At 34.1% G+C, this 16,317-nt stretch carries 15 protein-coding genes; 11 read left to right on the plus strand and 4 right to left on the minus strand.

Features of this window, described 5'->3' with window-relative positions; genetic code table 11:
• Window positions 1-81: 81 nt before the first annotated feature.
• The 7 genes from RM51_RS10265 to RM51_RS10295 all read left to right on the plus strand — a co-directional run bounded on the left by RM51_RS10265 (window position 82) and on the right by RM51_RS10295 (window position 6,126).
• Complete coding sequence (locus RM51_RS10265; protein ID WP_039368606.1) at window positions 82-1,263, plus strand: acetyl-CoA C-acyltransferase; 1,182 nt, start codon at window positions 82-84, stop codon at window positions 1,261-1,263.
• 31 nt (window positions 1,264-1,294) lie between these two features.
• A complete protein-coding gene (locus RM51_RS10270) occupies window positions 1,295-1,654 on the plus strand; it encodes a four helix bundle protein (protein ID WP_039368608.1) in 360 nt (119 codons plus the stop codon).
• A gap of 48 nt (window positions 1,655-1,702) precedes the next feature.
• Window positions 1,703-3,481: an acyl-CoA dehydrogenase family protein gene (locus RM51_RS10275; protein WP_039368611.1), complete on the plus strand. Its 1,779-nt coding sequence runs from the start codon at window positions 1,703-1,705 to the stop codon at window positions 3,479-3,481.
• Between the two features lie 151 nt (window positions 3,482-3,632).
• Window positions 3,633-4,757: an FISUMP domain-containing protein gene (locus RM51_RS19115; protein ID WP_052248462.1), complete on the plus strand. Its 1,125-nt coding sequence runs from the start codon at window positions 3,633-3,635 to the stop codon at window positions 4,755-4,757.
• A 6-nt stretch (window positions 4,758-4,763) separates the two neighbouring features.
• Window positions 4,764-5,264, plus strand: a complete 501-nt coding sequence (locus RM51_RS10285) for a hypothetical protein (RefSeq protein WP_039368614.1) — start codon at window positions 4,764-4,766, stop codon at window positions 5,262-5,264.
• The gene (locus tag RM51_RS10290; protein WP_039368616.1) at window positions 5,257-5,736 is read left to right on the plus strand and encodes a hypothetical protein; all 480 of its coding nucleotides are present in this window, start codon (window positions 5,257-5,259) and stop codon (window positions 5,734-5,736) included. Before RM51_RS10285 ends, RM51_RS10290 begins: the two co-directional genes overlap by 8 nt.
• A 108-nt stretch (window positions 5,737-5,844) precedes the next feature.
• A complete protein-coding gene (locus RM51_RS10295; protein WP_131667065.1) occupies window positions 5,845-6,126 on the plus strand; it encodes a hypothetical protein in 282 nt (93 codons plus the stop codon).
• A gap of 22 nt (window positions 6,127-6,148) precedes the next feature.
• On the opposite strand, the gene RM51_RS10300 is transcribed toward RM51_RS10295, so the two are convergent.
• The gene (locus RM51_RS10300) at window positions 6,149-6,919 is read right to left on the minus strand and encodes a response regulator transcription factor (protein WP_039368618.1); all 771 of its coding nucleotides are present in this window, start codon (window positions 6,917-6,919) and stop codon (window positions 6,149-6,151) included.
• A gap of 122 nt (window positions 6,920-7,041) precedes the next feature.
• Between RM51_RS10300 and RM51_RS10305 the strand changes: the two genes are divergently transcribed.
• From RM51_RS10305 to RM51_RS10315, 3 genes are read left to right on the plus strand one after another with little or no spacing between them, the layout of a single operon-like run.
• Window positions 7,042-7,551 (plus strand): hypothetical protein, encoded by a 510-nt coding sequence (locus tag RM51_RS10305; RefSeq protein WP_039368620.1) that lies wholly within the window; start codon window positions 7,042-7,044, stop codon window positions 7,549-7,551.
• Window positions 7,552-7,588: 37 nt separating this feature from the next.
• The gene (locus RM51_RS10310; protein ID WP_039368623.1) at window positions 7,589-8,035 is read left to right on the plus strand and encodes a hypothetical protein; all 447 of its coding nucleotides are present in this window, start codon (window positions 7,589-7,591) and stop codon (window positions 8,033-8,035) included.
• A 60-nt stretch (window positions 8,036-8,095) separates the two neighbouring features.
• Window positions 8,096-8,542 carry a phosphohydrolase gene (locus RM51_RS10315; RefSeq protein ID WP_039368624.1) on the plus strand — a complete coding sequence of 149 codons (447 nt, stop codon included), beginning with the start codon at window positions 8,096-8,098 and terminating at the stop codon, window positions 8,540-8,542.
• An 89-nt stretch (window positions 8,543-8,631) separates the two neighbouring features.
• Here the strand turns inward: RM51_RS10315 and RM51_RS10320 are convergent, their stop codons facing one another.
• Together RM51_RS10320 and RM51_RS10325 are read right to left on the minus strand one after the other, a co-directional pair.
• On the minus strand, window positions 8,632-9,348 hold the full coding sequence (locus tag RM51_RS10320; RefSeq protein WP_039368626.1) for a DUF2490 domain-containing protein: 717 nt from the start codon (window positions 9,346-9,348) through the stop codon (window positions 8,632-8,634).
• 75 nt (window positions 9,349-9,423) lie between these two features.
• Complete coding sequence (locus RM51_RS10325; RefSeq protein WP_039368828.1) at window positions 9,424-11,235, minus strand: TonB-dependent receptor plug domain-containing protein; 1,812 nt, start codon at window positions 11,233-11,235, stop codon at window positions 9,424-9,426.
• A 229-nt stretch (window positions 11,236-11,464) separates the two neighbouring features.
• Here RM51_RS10325 and uvrA point away from each other — a divergent pair, with 229 nt between their 5' ends.
• Window positions 11,465-14,251, plus strand: a complete 2,787-nt coding sequence (uvrA, locus tag RM51_RS10330) for an excinuclease ABC subunit UvrA (protein WP_039368629.1) — start codon at window positions 11,465-11,467, stop codon at window positions 14,249-14,251.
• A 70-nt stretch (window positions 14,252-14,321) separates the two neighbouring features.
• On the opposite strand, the gene RM51_RS10335 is transcribed toward uvrA, so the two are convergent.
• Window positions 14,322-16,154: a T9SS type A sorting domain-containing protein gene (locus tag RM51_RS10335; RefSeq protein WP_039368632.1), complete on the minus strand. Its 1,833-nt coding sequence runs from the start codon at window positions 16,152-16,154 to the stop codon at window positions 14,322-14,324.
• Window positions 16,155-16,317 lie beyond the last annotated feature (163 nt).

The following is a 16,317-nucleotide window of genomic DNA, read 5'->3' on the forward strand; positions in this document are numbered from 1 at the left end:
TAGGAATCTAAGCTTAGATGCTTTCAACATGACAAACTTGATGTATAATTTTTTAATTAAAATCAAATAATTAATAAACAAATGTCAAAACAAGCATATATAGTAAAGGGTTTCAGAACTGCCGTTGGAAAAGCTCCAAAAGGAAGTTTAAGATTTACAAGACCCGATGTAATGGCGGCAACCGTAATTGAAAAATTAATGGCTGAACTTCCGCAATTAGACAAAAACAGAATCGATGACCTTATCGTAGGAAACGCAATGCCGGAAGCTGAACAAGGCTTAAATGTGGCTCGTTTGATTTCTTTGATGGGTTTAAATACAGATAAAGTTCCCGGAGTTACGGTAAACAGATATTGTGCATCAGGAAGTGAGGCGATTGCGATTGCTTCTGCAAAAATCCAGGCTGGAATGGCGGATTGCATTATTGCAGGAGGAACAGAATCCATGTCTTATATTCCAATGGGAGGTTATAAACCAGTTCCTGAAACGGACATCGCTAAAACAAACCCTGATTATTATTGGGGAATGGGTTACACCGCAGAAGAAGTTGCAAAACAATACAATATTACAAGAGAAGAACAGGATCAGTTTGCTTTCGAATCTCACATGAAGGCTTTGAAAGCAAATCAGGAAGGTAAATTTGCCAATCAGATTGTTCCTATCCCGGTTGAATACAACTTCTTAGATGAAAACCAGAAAATGCAAACTAAAAAGTTTGATTTCTCAGTAGATGAAGGTCCGAGAGCAGATACATCTTTAGCTGGTTTATCTAAATTAAGACCTGTTTTCGCCAACGGAGGAAGTGTAACAGCAGGAAACTCTTCTCAAATGAGTGACGGTGCAGCTTTCGTTATGGTAATGAGCGAGGAAATGGTAAAAGAATTAGGATTGCAACCGGAAGCTAGATTAGTGGCTTACGCAGCTGCTGGTCTTGAGCCTAGAATTATGGGAATGGGACCTATCTATGCTATTCCAAAAGCTTTAAAGCAAGCTGGTTTAGAACTAAAAGATATTGAATTAATTGAGTTAAATGAAGCATTTGCATCTCAATCTGTTGCGATTAAAAAAGAATTAGGTTTAAATCCTGATATTTTGAATGTAAACGGAGGTGCAATCGCTCTTGGTCACCCACTTGGATGTACAGGAACAAAATTAACTGTTCAACTTCTTGATGAAATGAGAAAACGCGGAAACAAATACGGAATGGTTTCTATGTGCGTAGGAACAGGACAAGGAGCGGCTTCAATTTTTGAACTTCTTTAATTAATTATAGATTTTAAATTATAAATTTTAGATGAATAACTTCAAAGAAGATAATTTGATTCAGATAAAGACCTTTGAATTTGCATTAAGAATTATTAAATTGTATACTCAATGTAAAACTCAAAATGAATTTATTTTATCTAAACAAATTCTTCGTTGTGGAACTTCAATTGGCGCAAATGTAGAAGAAGCAATTGCTGCTCAATCTAAAAAAGATTTTATTTCAAAACTTTCAATTGCAAACAAAGAAGCAAGAGAAACTAGATATTGGTTAAGACTTTATCAATCTTCAAATTTGGTTCAAATTGAAATTAACTCTTATTTGAAAGAAATAGAAAGTATCATTAATATTTTGACTAAGATCATTAAAACTTCATCTGAAAATTTATAACTGAAATCTAATTTAAAATTTATAATCTAAAATTTAAAATAAACAATAATGAGCAATATATTAAAAGGTGGTGAATTCCTGATCAAGGAAATTCCAGCTAATGAAATTTTTAGTCTTGAAGAATTAAGCGAAGAACAAAAAATGCTTCGTGATTCTGCGAAAGAATTTATTGATAGAGAAGTAATTCCTCATCACGATCGTTTTGAGAAAAAAGATTATGCATTGACAGAGCAGACAATGCGTCAATTAGGAGAAATGGGATTATTGGGAATCACAGTTCCAGAAGAATACGGCGGTCTTGGAATGGGATTCGTGAGCACAATGTTGGCTTGCGATTATGTTTCAGGAGGAAACGGCTCATTAGCTACAGCTTACGGTGCTCATACAGGAATCGGAACCCTTCCTACCCTTCTTTACGGAAGCGAGGAGTTGAAAAAGAAATATCTTCCGGATTTAGCTACCGGAACAAAATTCGGAGCTTATTGTTTGACTGAACCGGATGCTGGTTCTGATGCAAACTCAGGAAAGACAAGAGCAAGATTGTCTGAAGACGGAAAACATTATATCATCAACGGACAAAAAATGTGGATTTCTAATGCAGGTTTTGCAGATACTTTCACTTTGTTTGCTAAAATTGATGATGATAAAAACATCACAGGTTTCGTAATCAACCGTTCTGAATTAGAAAATCCTGAAAGCTTAACTTTTGGTGAGGAAGAACATAAATTAGGAATCCGTTCATCTTCTACTCGTCAGGTTTTCTTCAATGATATGAAGGTTCCTGTAGAGAATATGTTGGGTGAAAGAAACAACGGTTTCAAAATCGCTTTGAATGCATTGAATGTTGGTAGAATTAAATTAGCTGCAGCGAATCTTGACGGACAAAGAAGAATCTTAAACCACTCTATTCAATATTCAAATGAAAGAAAACAGTTTGGAGTTTCTATTTCAACTTTCGGAGCAATCAGAAAGAAAATTGCAGAAATGTCGACAGGTGTTTTTGTAAGTGAAGCAGGTTCTTACCGTTTGGCAAAAAATGTTGAAGATAAAATTGCAGAATTAGTTGCAGGAGGAATGGATCATCAACAAGCTGAACTAAAAGGAGTTGAAGAATTCGCGGTAGAAGCTTCTATCCTTAAAGTTTTTGTATCAGATCTTACTCAAAATACAGCGGATGAAGGAATTCAGATCTATGGAGGAATGGGATTTTCAGAAGATACTCCAATGGAATCTGCATGGAGAGACGCTAGAATTGGTAGAATCTATGAAGGAACCAATGAAATCAACAGACTTTTAGCAGTTGGAATGTTGATTAAGAGAGCAATGAAAGGAGAATTGGATTTATTATCTCCGGCAATGGCAATCAGCAAAGAATTGATGGGAATTCCGTCTTTCGAAGTTCCTGATTATTCTGCATTCATGAGTGAAGAAAAGTCAATTATCGCAAATCTTAAGAAAGTTTTCTTAATGGTTTCGGGTGCTGCTCTTCAAAAATATATGATGGATATTGAGAAACAACAACATTTATTATTAAATGCTTCTGAAATTCTGAACCAGATCTATATGGCAGAATCCGCAATTTTAAGAGCTGAAAAGCACTTCTCTGCTGATTCGGTAGAAGCTGCAATGGCTCAGTTAAACCTTTATAAAGCGGTTGAGAAAATCATTGTAGCAGCAAAAGAAGGAATTGTTTCTTTCGCGGAAGGTGATGAGCAAAGAATGATGCTTTCAGGATTAAGAAGATTTACGAAGTATGCAAACCATCCGAATGTAGTGGCATTAACAGAAAAAGTAGCGGCTCACTTTATTGATAAAGGAGCGTACTAATCTCTATAAATATACATTTGATTTTTAAAAAACGTCTCAATCTTTTGGGACGTTTTTTTATTTAAAAAATACTACAAATGTGGTATTTTTTTGCATTGGGATTAATCGGAAATTTACCCTGATATTATTATTAAAACTAAAAACGAATACTATGAAATGTTTTATTATCCCTATGGTTATTTGTGGACTTTCAGTACAAATAGCTGCCCAAGCAAAAAAAACAGCTGGAAAAGTAGCTCCAAAATCAACAGCTTCCAAATATGGAGCTTTGGCAATTGACAGAAGCAATGGTTTTTACTATGGCTTTTCCTATGATTATGCCACATTAAACGAAGCTGAAGATAAAGCTAAATCTGAATGTGATAACAAAGGCGGAAATTGTTCTGTAGTCCTTTCTTTTTCAGGAACTGGATGCGCAGCTTATCGTACAATTGACGGTAATGTTGGAACTGCATTTGGTTGGGGTTTTGCCAAAACAAAAGAAGCGGCGGATGCTATTGCCACAAAAGAAGCTTTGAAGCGAAGCAACGGAGCTACTCCCAGTAATTTTGTATGGAGTTGTAACTCTGCCAATACAGGAACTTCAAAGGAAATATATAATGCCACTGAAGAAATTGAAGCACCGGTGAAGGTGGGTAATCAAATATGGAGTAATAGAAATTTAGATGTCAGTACTTTTAGAAATGGAGATCCTATTCCGGAAGCGAAAAATGCTGCTGAATGGAAAGAATTCTGTACAAATAATAAACCCGCTTTTGTTTATCTGAATTTTGATTCTAAAAACGGAAAAAAATATGGAAAGCTGTATAATTTTCACGCCGTTATGGATCCCAGAGGTTTAGCACCTAATGGATGGCATGTTCCTAGTCAAAATGAATTTGAAAATTTGATTTCATTTTTAGGAGGAAAATATGAAGCCGGAAAGAAAATGAGAGCTACAAAAAGTTGGGATATTCCTGATAAAAAATATGGTGAATATGCAGGGAACGGAACCAACGAATCCGGGTTGAATTTTTTACCGAGCGGAAGAGCTTGGGAAAATGAATACAGTAAAGACCCTACTTCTGAAGCAGATGTTTTTCATCCTTATTATAGTGATGGACAATGGTGGTCTTCTACCATTGATGGTTCCGCACGCTGGAATGATAATGGAGGACAATATGGTTATTACAATAATGGATTTGCCTTAGGTTTCAGTTCTTACAAAAAAAATCTTACGGGAGTAGGATCTGAAGCCCCACAAAGAGGTTTTTCTGTTCGTTTAATTAAAGATTAAATACAAATGAGGTTCTGTTTTTTGTTCATATTCCTTTTCGCTCTACATTTTAAAGGGCAGGAAAAGAAAATCGTAGACTTCTTAAATAAAGATCTGCGTTGGGAAGTTAAAAATCAATTTAAAAATTCTGAAAGAATTGAACGATACGATACCCTTGTCGTAGCAGAACCTTTTCAAATTAAAAACGGTGTCTTAAGCATAAGTGTAAAGCGTAAAAAAGTAGATTTTTCGGAAAAAGATAATCAATACACAGAAACGTATTATCTTGAAAAACAAGAGGTCGAATTGAGTAAAATCACTCAGCTTACTAAAGATATCAACGTAATCTTTGTAACCCAACCTGATGCGGTGAAAATTTACGAAAACGGTAAAGAAACTCGAAAATACAGCCTGTTTTTTCTCCAACTCTGCTGTTCAGGAAAATATAATGAGATATGGGCTAAAGAACTCTTAGGACTACTCGAAAAAGCAGGATATTCTATCAAAATGGAAAACTGGTATGACTAAATTCTCCAAAAGCCGTGAAAAGTATTTGCTGGAAAAATATTTTAACACTAAAAATAAAAAGAATATTCCTGCCTACTTAAGTCAGTTTGGTTGTCGTGACTGTGATACAACCGATGAAGATCTATTCTTTCTTACCCAATATATTACAGAAGTTAATCACTTGGCTCTTGGTGGTACTTTTGTAACAGAACACGGGTTACAATATCTAAAGAAACTAAATAATGTGGAATATTTAGACCTGCGAAGTATGCGTCTAAATGATGATAATTTAGACTGTATTTTACACTTTAAAAACCTGGAATATCTCTATATAAAATTTACAGATGTCACGGTAAATGGCATTTCAAAAATATTGCAGTCATTTTCAGGATTGCAGACTTTGATAGCAGAAATCCCGGAGAATGAAAGTAATTTTATTGAACTTTGGCAACAGCAGTATCCCAAGGTTGAATTAATAATCAGCCTAAGATGAAGATTATAATGCAATTTTCTTATTTATTTTAAAACAAGATGTAATATTTAGGTTATTTGAATTGTCTTACTAAAAATAGTGACGATTCACTTCAATAAAATTACACCCATGAAATTATTACTTATTCCTATTATATTTGTTTCGATTTCGATATCAGCTCAGAAAACAGAGAAAAAAATTCCGTCTCTTAGAATAGATACCTTAAAGACAAAGAGTATTGGACTTAATCAACAAAAGAAAAACCAGCCAAAAAACATGTACAAAATACTGGTGGCAAAGCCTAAAGACACGGCTATTTATTCATGTTTAAAAGTTAAAATAAAGGATAATACGGATTATAAAGTATTAAATTCTACCCCTCCAGAAAAAATAAAGACTTTTCCAAAATAAGATAAAACGAACGGATAAGAACTTATAAAAATCCCTGTACCAATCCTTTTTTTATGAGTTCTTTGCTGTTCCTGCTTTTGGTTTTCTTGAGAATATTTTTGTGATGAGTACGAACCGTATGATATGAAATTACGATGGTTTCCGCGATTTCTTTATCACTATATCCTTTTATTAATAGGACAAAAACCTCCAGTTCTCTTTTGGTAAGACGGTCTGTTATATTCAATGCAAATAATTCGGGACGTAAGGTTTTTTGATGAAAATCGTGTCTCGTTCCAATGCCTGAAACGGTGACTACATAATTATTTTCTTGCGAAAGATGCTGAATATTGGTATGAATATTTATGGTTTCCAATAGCTTCCCATTTTGATCTTTTAGGGTATGAATAGCTTGGTGGTGAAACATTTCATATACATTCTCTTTTGTTTTCATTCGAAAAGAATAACCGGATTTCAACTGCATTTGATGTTCGAAACCAATTTCTTTATACATTTCCAACGTCCACGTTTCTGCTTCCATTACAAAGGCTAAATCGTCCGGATGTATCAGATCTATAATATCTTTTAAATGTTTTGGATATTTTTTTAAACTGTGAATAGATAGAATACCTTCACTAAAATTACTCAATGTGCTGTTTTCAACATTTAAAGTATAATAATAAAACGGACCTAATGTAAATAATTCGGCAATAAGCCGTTCTATTTCAGGGATTGCTCCTACAATTTGCTGATTAGATAAAACTTCTGGATATTGATCCCAAACATCATTCAAAATATGTTTAACAGATTTCATAGGCGGAGAGTTTTTATAAAAATAATTAAAATTATTTTAAAAAATCGTATAAATATGGTATTTTTATGTAAATATCAATTGATAAAATTGTGAAGTTGTTAAATAATTAAGACAAACCAATCATGATCAATAAAAAACTCTTCTTTATTGCATTTCTTTTACAGTGGTTGTATGCTCCTTCACAAGTGCAAAAAATTGTGAAGATCCTGAACCGTGAACTTCAGAAAGAGGTGAAAGCACAACAGAAAGACTCTTCCAATTATTATGGAGAAAGGTTTGAGGTGATAAAACAATACAGTATTAAAGATACTAATGATCAGAATATTAATATTTTAGCTCTTGAAATCAAAAAGAAAGATACTTATAGTAATACGCATTATACCATACAACAGGAAATAGACTTATCTAAGATAAAAGCCATTGTGAAAGATATCAATATCATTTTCAGGACAGATTCCGACGCTTCAAAAGTCACAGAAGTGGATGAAAATGGCAAAGAAAGTATATCTACCGGAGATATGTATTTCTTGAATCTCTCTTATGAAAAAAAGAATGAGAAATTAGCCTATGAACTGATTCAAGCCTTTAAAAAAGCCGGCTACTCTATCAAGAAAGAATATTGGTATGATTAAAAATCATTTATAGGTGATCGTAAAAAAAGAATAACCAATGGAAAACCAACGTTTCGCAGATCAGAATAAGATCATTTCAGATTTTTACGACAAAGTTTGGGTGGTTTGCCCCGTTTGTAGTAAAAAAGGAATTGCTAAAACCGATGTAGAAAAACACAGGGTTCATCTTCAGTGTCTGAGTTGTGGTTATCACAAAGATTCTTCTACAGAATCTACTATTCTCAACAAAAAAGTAAATATAAGAACGGCGGCCCATCGATTTTTTGAAGCGGAACTCTGGCTGCAATATCCCTTTAAAGAACATATTTTTTTCGCATACAACGGTGAACACCTTTCTTATTTGGAAGAATATATTTCTGCCACATTACGGGAGCATAAAGACAGAACAGGCTTTACTTTATTAGAAAAACTTCCTAAATTTTATCACGAATCTAAAAACAGAGAAGCCCTTTTAAAAATCATAGAAAAACTGAAAAAAAAATAAATACAAATGCTTAGATATGTTGAAGCATTTTTTATTTTTGTATCTACTTTTCTAAGAAAAATGACAAAAGAAGAACTGCTTCATAAAGCAATTAAGATAGCTGCTAAAGCACACAAAGGGCAAACCGATAAATATCATGCACCTTATATAGCACACGTAATGCGTGTGATGGAATACGGAAAAACAACTGACGAAAAAATAGTAGGTGTTTTACACGATGTGGTAGAAGATCATCCTTCGGAATTCAGCCTAGATTATCTGAGAAATGAGGGATTTCCTGAATATATTATTTTTGCAGTGAGCTGTCTTACAAAGTATGATCCGGAAGAAGAATATGATGATTTTATCAAAAGAACCGAAAGATCTCCTTTAGCCGTAGCTGTAAAAATAAATGACCTTCGAGATAATATGGATTTGAGAAGAGTCAATCGAGAGCTTACTCCAAGAGATATTAAGAGGTTTAATAAATACTTAAAAGCGTACCGCTATCTGACTGAAAAATATTAAACAAAGGTATAATCTTTACGTTATAAAATAATTAAGGCATCAAGAAAAAAATTCTTAATGCCTTAATTTATGCTTTTATATTAGGAGAATTAATCCGCTCCAGGATAATCAAACGTTTTTACAGGGTGATTTGTACCGTCAATATTGATGTTTAAAGCAAGATAAGTAAAATGTAAATTTTTGTTTCCTTTTGCCTCAAATTCTCTTTGCCAAAGGTATCCTGCTGCAATTCCAATACTGTTATCAATCTGATACCCAAATCCTCCGTATACTCTGTTTCTTGCAAAAGCAGGTTTCATAGGGGTTACAACAAATACTTCATCATATACGTTTGCAAAAACAGTCCCTTTTTTCACTTCTTTAGCATTTAAAGGAACACTCACATTTAAACGGTAACGGTAACGCATTCTTTGCGAGTTTTTATCGGTCTGTGGTTCATAAAACCAGCTTTTCTCCACACGAAAACGGTTTTCAAATTTTACGATCCCTTTTTTAATATCAATTACATCCTGTAACCATACTCGGAATTCTTCTTTATTGATTGCATGGTCTTTGTAGGTTGCGTATCTTCCTAAACCAACGAAAGGCTTATGATTTTTAGTAAGATTATATCCTAGTCCTCCTTTTATTTCATAATAATCAGGGTAAGTATATTCTTCAATACTTCTCATTTGACCTTCTGCGTAGAGGAAAAATTTCGGATGAAACTTATAGGTTAAAGTTAATGCGCCGAATCCGGAAATATGTTCCTGGGCTTTAATAAATGTAAGGCTTAAAAGTAAACTAAGACTTAGAAAAAGTTTCATCTTTAAAAAATTTTTGCAAATGTAATTGAATTAACAATTTCGTAATATTAACTTTAATTCATCATCAATTAACATTTACTTAATATTGATATTGTAGGTAAATCCTAAGTGAAACCATCTTTGTGGCATTTTCACTCCAAATGCTTCTGTATATTCTGTATTCGTAATATTATTCACCAAAACATACACTGAAAAGTCTTTTTTAGCGAAACTTATTTTTTCGTCCAAAAGATTATAGCTTCCATTGTTCAGTCTCTGATTATATCGGTATACAAGTTCATTGGTAAAGTTTTTCAAAAACTTCGTTTCCAATTTCCCAATAAACTGATGTTTTAAGTTATCTAAAGTATATCTTGAAACCAGATCTTTTACCTGTTTAAAATCATTGTCCAAATAGGTATATCCGACAGAATATCTCAACCAGTTTAATACCTGTTGATTGACTTCAACCTCTATTCCTTTTATTTCTGTATCTCCCACATTCTGAGCATACCAAATAGGATCATTTAAAAAGGTTTTTGTCCAGTCGATCGGATTATCGGAACTCCTTAGGAAACCACTCACTTTGGCTAAAATATTTTTAGTTTGATACTGATATCCAACTTCTGCATACAAAGCACTTTCCGGTTGCAAATTAGGATTCCCTTGCTCTGTTTTACTTACATAATAAAGATCGGTAAAAGTGGGAACTCTATGAACTTTTGAAATATTTCCATAGACTTTGCTATTGGTGCTAAAGTTATATCCAATATCTAACCCGGGATAAAAAAAGTTGCCCGCATTGGAATAATTAGCCCATGAAATTCCCGGAGAAATATTAAGTTTCTTATCAAAGAAAGAAAAATAATGTTCAAAGAAAACCTGAGATACAAATCGTTCTCTGTCTCCTAAATTATTACTTGCCAGAAATTCTTTTCTTAACTCCACTCCTATTCCGGTGGTTCCTAATCCCCAATTATAGCTTGAATTTACTTCACCACCTATATTGTTCCCAATGTGCATATTTCTATAGATTTCCGGCTTCTGACGGTTATATAGATACATATCCTGTCCTCTTCTCCAGTACACATTAGAATTCAGTTTAAACTTTCCAAAAGTCTGTCTGTGAGCCAAGCTGATAATTGAAGCCTGAAGTTCTTCATATTGTTCTGTCGCGGCTGCGGAGGAGTAAAAACCGTTAGCTCCAAATTTTTTCTCAGAAAACCCAGCCTGTAATTTGATATCCCCTTCTTTTATTTTTAATTGACTCTGGTAAAATACATTTCGGATTTCATAATCCGTATTATGCATATATCCCTGAGAAGAATTGGAATTTATATTTAATGAGTTCGAGAATTTTTCACCTCCCAAACTAGCATTAAGTCCTAATCCGTACGTTTCATAATCTCCGGCTTCAGCATTTATTCTTACGTTTTTACCTGGATTGATCTTGGTAATAATATTGATCGCTCCTGCGTAGGCATTTTGTCCAAATCTTCTGGCTGCAGGTCCTTTTATCACTTCAATTCTTTCTACATCTGCCAAATTAACCGGAATATTAAGAGCGTTATGTCCTGTTTGAGAATCATTCATTCGAATTCCGTTGATAAGAAGAAGAACCTGTTCAAAAGAACTTCCTCTAAAAGTAACATCACTTTGTACTCCATTGGCTCCTCTCCTTCTGATATCCATTCCGGCAACCTGCTGAAGAACTTCATCCACACTTTTTGCAGGTGAGTTGGCAATTTCCTCTTTTGTAATTACAGTAATATTTTGATTGGCCAATTTATAAGGAGTAGAAATAAATTTTCCCTGAACTTCAATCGTTTCTATATCGGTGGTTTTTTCCTGAGCATGTACAAAAAGTACAGATCCAATAAAGAAAAGGCTGCCTATTTTCTTAATCATAACGGTATTTACTTTTAATTTTTGGTCATTTTTAAAAGTCCCCAAAAGTAGCGGAGTTTACTTACATCACAAAATGATTGTTGTCATACACTGCAAAAACATTTAAAATTAAACTATTTAAGCTGTAAAAAGGGTAAGAATGAAAGGAAAAAGAATCTATCTGATTAAGAATTTTTGAGATGACAATATTCCCGCAAAAATTCGTAATTTTGTTAGTCTTAATTTTACTATGGCTTCAACTACAGATATAGATATTAAAAAACAGATTTTCGTTAAGAATGCACATCTTAATAATCTGAAACACATAGATGTACTTATCCCTAAAAATAAATTAATTGTCATCACAGGAGTTTCCGGAAGCGGAAAATCTTCATTGGCTTTTGATACCATTTATGCCGAAGGACAGAGACGATATGTTGAGAGTTTAAGCTCTTATGCACGTCAGTTTTTGGGCAAATTAGAAAAGCCGAAAGTAGATGATATTAAAGGATTAGCACCCTCTATTGCTATTCAGCAGAAAGTAATTTCTTCGAACCCACGTTCAACAGTGGGAACTTCAACGGAGATTTACGATTATATGAAACTCCTTTTTGCCAGAATCGGAAAAACATTTTCTCCGGTTTCCGGTGAAGAAGTAAAAAAAGATTCGGTTTCTGATGTCGTAGACTTTATTAAAGATTCTAAAAAAGAGACTTCATTTTTGTTAACAGCTCCATTGGAATATGACCTTGCAAATTTTGGAGAAACTTTGAATATTCTGAAATTAGCAGGTTTCACCCGATTGGAAATTAACGGAAATGTTGCCGGAATTGAAGATTTAGAAAGCTTTGGTTTTGCTCCTGAAAAAGGAATGCAGATCAATTTGGTGATCGACCGTTTTTCTTATGAAGAAGATGAAAGTTTCCTACAGAGATTGGCAGATTCTATCCAGATGGCTTTCTATGAAGGTCGTGGCTATTGTTCTTTGAAGAATATTGAGTCCGGAAAAATCAAAGAATTTTCAAATAAATTTGAACTTGACGGGATCGAATTTCTAGAACCCAACGTTCATTTTTTCAGCTTTAATAATCCTTATGGAGCATGTCCTACTTGTGAAGGCTACGGAAAAGTAATCGGAATTGATGAAGATTTGGTAATCCCGAATAAAACGTTGTCGATTTTTGAAGATGCTGTTGCTTCCTGGAAAGGAGAAACGATGAGCGAATGGAAGAAAGACTTCATTAAAAAAGCCAAAGACTTTCCTATTCATAAGCCGTATCATCAGTTAACCAAAGAACAGAGAACGTATCTTTGGAAAGGAGATGGAAGTACAAATTTCCCATCAGTAAATAATTTCTTCCAGATGTTGGAGGAAAATTTATATAAAATCCAGTATCGTGTCATGCTTTCCAGATATCGTGGAAAAACACTTTGCCCGACTTGTGAAGGGTTGAGATTGCGTGAAGAAACAAGCTGGGTGAAAATCGACGGACACAATATTCAGTCAATGATCGAGCTTCCTTTAGATGAGCTTTTCCCATTAATAAAAGACTTAAAGTTATCTGAACACGATCAGGAAGTTTCCAAAAGATTATTATATGAAATCACTACCCGACTTGAATTTTTATTAAAGGTTGGTTTAGGATATTTAACCTTAAACAGAACATCCAATACCCTTTCAGGAGGAGAAAGCCAGAGAATTAACCTTGCGACAAGTTTAGGGAGCTCTTTGGTAGGATCGATTTATATCCTGGATGAACCGTCAATCGGACTTCACTCCAGAGATACGGAAAACCTGATTGAAGTACTTCAAAATCTTCGTGATCTTGGAAATACCGTAATCGTTGTAGAACATGACGAAGACGTAATGAGAGCGGCAGATTATATTATTGATATTGGTCCGGAAGCGGGTTATTTGGGTGGAGAATTGGTATTTGCAGGTGATTATAAAGAATTGAAAGATGCGGATACTTTAACCTCAAAATATTTGACAGGAAGACTGGAAATTGAAGTTCCTGCAAAACGTAGAAAGGCTAAAGAATGGATTCATATAAAAGGTGCACGCCAAAATAATCTTAAGAATATAGATGTAGATCTTCCGTTAGAAAATCTTGTGGTGATTTCAGGAGTTTCAGGAAGTGGAAAATCTACCTTAATGAAAGAAATTCTTACCAATGATATTCAGATTCAGTTAGGAATGGGCGGTAAAAAAGGAGATTATGATTCAGTGGAGTTTCCTAAAAAGCTCATCAAGCATATTGAACTGATTGATCAAAATCCAATCGGAAAATCATCAAGATCAAACCCAGTAACCTATCTGAAAGCGTATGATGATATCAGAGATTTGTTTGCGAAACAAAAAGTAGCCAAAATGATGGGTTATAAACCTAAGCATTTCTCTTTCAACGTAGACGGCGGAAGATGTGACGAATGTAAAGGTGAAGGAGTCATCAATGTTTCAATGCAGTTCATGGCAGATATTGAGCTTGAATGTGAAGTGTGTAAAGGAACCCGTTTTAAGAATGAAATTCTTGAGGTGAAATATGATGAAAAGAATATTTCAGACATTCTTCACATGACCGTTGATGAAGCTTTGGAATTTTTTAAAGATAATCATGAAGATAAAATTGTTACTAAACTAAGACCTTTACAGGATGTTGGATTGGGGTATTTACAATTAGGGCAAAGCTCTTCTACCCTTTCCGGAGGTGAAGCACAGCGTGTGAAGCTGGCCTCATTCCTGGTAAAAGGGGTTACCACAGATAAAACCTTATTTATTTTCGATGAGCCTTCTACAGGACTTCATTTTCATGATATTAAAAAATTACTGAAATCTTTACAAGCATTAATTGATTTAGGACATTCTGTAATTGTTATTGAACACCAACCGGATATTATCAAAAGTGCTGATTACATCATCGACATTGGTCCGGAAGCCGGAAAATACGGTGGTGAAGTCGTTTTTGCAGGAACTCCTGAAGATTTGGCAAAGAATAAAAAATCACATACTGCAAAATATGTGGCAGAGAAATTATAGAAAATCATTTACTATATAAAAAAGGAAGCAAATTTTGCTTCCTTTTTTGTTGTTTTTATTTATTACTAAATTATTTCACAGTCATTTTAAAAACCTTAATCTGCTCTCCTTGGTCAGAAAGTACCTGAAGCATGTAATTTCCTGTAGAAAGTCTTCCTTTCATCTGAATAAAATTAGTTTTGTTCTTCTCCAGTTTTTGTTCGGAAATCAATCTTCCGGATAGATCTAGAAGCTTCATTATGGCTTGCTTTTTTTCAAGAATATCACCTTTTAAATAGAAGTTTCCATTATTAGGATTATCATAAAGGACAAGATCTGTAGACTCTGCAACTTCAGAGGTGGAAAGCTGTTCTTTTAAAACGAATTTCCCAATATAGCCAAAGGGTTGCTGAACAGCTGGATTGATCATGGTTGGAAAAGCACCATTGGAAGTTCCTATTCCGGTAACGGCTCCAGTTGTACCATAAATAATAAAAGAACCATCATTTAAAAATTGAGGGGTAATATATTCTCCCCAGAAACTAGTTCCAGGGCCACCGTAATACGAACACCACATTCTTGCACCTGTATCATCAAACTCGGCAAAATACATATTCGTCCAATTCGGCGAAGTATTGGGAATTGTAGTTAAAAAAGCATTTTGAGTAGAAATATTATCAGAAGCTCCATATTGGTTACCTGTAATAATAATTTTGTTTCCATAAACAGACAGGTTGTCGAATCCTAAATTAATGTCATAGCCATTGGTTCCGAAATAAGTACTCCAGACTCTGTTGCCTGTAAAATCAAATTTACTTAAGAAAAGATCTCCGGAACCTGTCATTTGTGGTTTAAAAGCTCCGCTCGTTGCGAAGTAAGTTGGGTAATTTGTATCTTGATTTTCCCCAGACACATAGATTCCTGTAGAACTTACTTCGATTCCGTAAATTCCAACTCCCGTGTAAGTAGTTGTAGAGGCTGGGGTTCCGTAAAATGTGCCCCATACTTTTTGTCCTGTTGTACTATTAATTTTAGTAATTAAATTTTTAGCATTTCCCGTAGGCTGAAAAGTTCCTGAATCTGTATAATTTCCAGGCATTGATGACGTATATTGTGAAACAGTGTAAATATATCCTTCTTGGTATTCATAATCAAAAATAGACGGTGAATACGTCGCCCATATTTTCTGCCCGGAACTGTTAAGCTTTACCAAATAACTGATTGCCCCCGGTGCTGTACCCACCTGATAACTAATAAAATTCTCTATAAACACCCCTGAAGTAGTAAGTCCCGGAATATTTTCATCTGTAGAGCCTTCCAGATAGACATTACTTTCTTCATCAAATCTAAGCATCATTGCCCTTGATGAATTTGTCCTAGGAAGATAAGTTGTCCATAATAAGCTTCCAGAAGGAGAATATTTTGAAAGGGTGAATGTTTTATTGGTAGGTAAATTTTGATTTTGAGTCAGCCAAACTCCTGGAGTTGAAAGATTATTGACAATACTATTGTATCCCTTCAATACATATTTGTTGTTCTGCGGATCAATACCTCTTATAATTTCGAAATTAACATTGCTTCCTATATCAGAACCTTTATAACCTGCATATATCATCGCTCCTGAATTTCCGAATGCTGCATGATACAGATTAATAGAAGAAGAAAGATCGCAATTATTTCCTCCTAACACAAACTGATTATAATAACTGCTCTGATAACCACTTTGTAGAGTTGTTTGTGAATTGGTATAGATATTATTTTGAGAATCATGAAATATATTGGTTCCTACCTTGTATTCATCAAATAATAAACTTCCCGTACCTCCTACATAGGTTCCCCATTCTCTGTTGTATGGAAATGAGGTTTGAGCATTTAGTATGTATGATGAAAAGATAAAGGAAATTAAAATAAAAATTTGTCTCATATTTGTGAATTTTCTCAAATTTATAAAAAATTAATTGATTCACAATAGAATAGGTAATTTGCTCAATGTTTTTACGATAAAATTCCTGTGTATGTCGTTATTAAATAGAAATTTCATCTTTTATTTTATCCACAACGAATTGTTAGTAACTTGTTAATTTTAA

Source organism: Chryseobacterium taiwanense, assembly GCF_000813825.1.
Taxonomy (GTDB): Bacteria; Bacteroidota; Bacteroidia; order Flavobacteriales; family Weeksellaceae; genus Chryseobacterium; species Chryseobacterium taiwanense.

Excerpts from the sequence above, each read along its gene's own strand:
- RM51_RS10265 (WP_039368606.1), top strand. The coding sequence starts at position 82 with ATGTCAAAACAAGCATATATAGTAAAGGGTTTCAGAACTGCCGTTGGA.
- RM51_RS10300 (WP_039368618.1), bottom strand. The coding sequence starts at position 6,919 with ATGAAATCTGTTAAACATATTTTGAATGATGTTTGGGATCAATATCCA.
- RM51_RS10290 (WP_039368616.1), top strand. The coding sequence starts at position 5,257 with ATGACTAAATTCTCCAAAAGCCGTGAAAAGTATTTGCTGGAAAAATAT.
- RM51_RS10325 (WP_039368828.1), bottom strand. The coding sequence starts at position 11,235 with ATGATTAAGAAAATAGGCAGCCTTTTCTTTATTGGATCTGTACTTTTT.
- RM51_RS10285 (WP_039368614.1), top strand. The coding sequence starts at position 4,764 with ATGAGGTTCTGTTTTTTGTTCATATTCCTTTTCGCTCTACATTTTAAA.
- RM51_RS10295 (WP_131667065.1), top strand. The coding sequence starts at position 5,845 with ATGAAATTATTACTTATTCCTATTATATTTGTTTCGATTTCGATATCA.
- uvrA (WP_039368629.1), top strand. The coding sequence starts at position 11,465 with ATGGCTTCAACTACAGATATAGATATTAAAAAACAGATTTTCGTTAAG.
- RM51_RS10310 (WP_039368623.1), top strand. The coding sequence starts at position 7,589 with ATGGAAAACCAACGTTTCGCAGATCAGAATAAGATCATTTCAGATTTT.
- RM51_RS10275 (WP_039368611.1), top strand. The coding sequence starts at position 1,703 with ATGAGCAATATATTAAAAGGTGGTGAATTCCTGATCAAGGAAATTCCA.
- RM51_RS10270 (WP_039368608.1), top strand. The coding sequence starts at position 1,295 with ATGAATAACTTCAAAGAAGATAATTTGATTCAGATAAAGACCTTTGAA.
- RM51_RS10305 (WP_039368620.1), top strand. The coding sequence starts at position 7,042 with ATGATCAATAAAAAACTCTTCTTTATTGCATTTCTTTTACAGTGGTTG.
- RM51_RS10335 (WP_039368632.1), bottom strand. The coding sequence starts at position 16,154 with ATGAGACAAATTTTTATTTTAATTTCCTTTATCTTTTCATCATACATA.
- RM51_RS10320 (WP_039368626.1), bottom strand. The coding sequence starts at position 9,348 with ATGAAACTTTTTCTAAGTCTTAGTTTACTTTTAAGCCTTACATTTATT.
- RM51_RS19115 (WP_052248462.1), top strand. The coding sequence starts at position 3,633 with ATGAAATGTTTTATTATCCCTATGGTTATTTGTGGACTTTCAGTACAA.
- RM51_RS10315 (WP_039368624.1), top strand. The coding sequence starts at position 8,096 with ATGACAAAAGAAGAACTGCTTCATAAAGCAATTAAGATAGCTGCTAAA.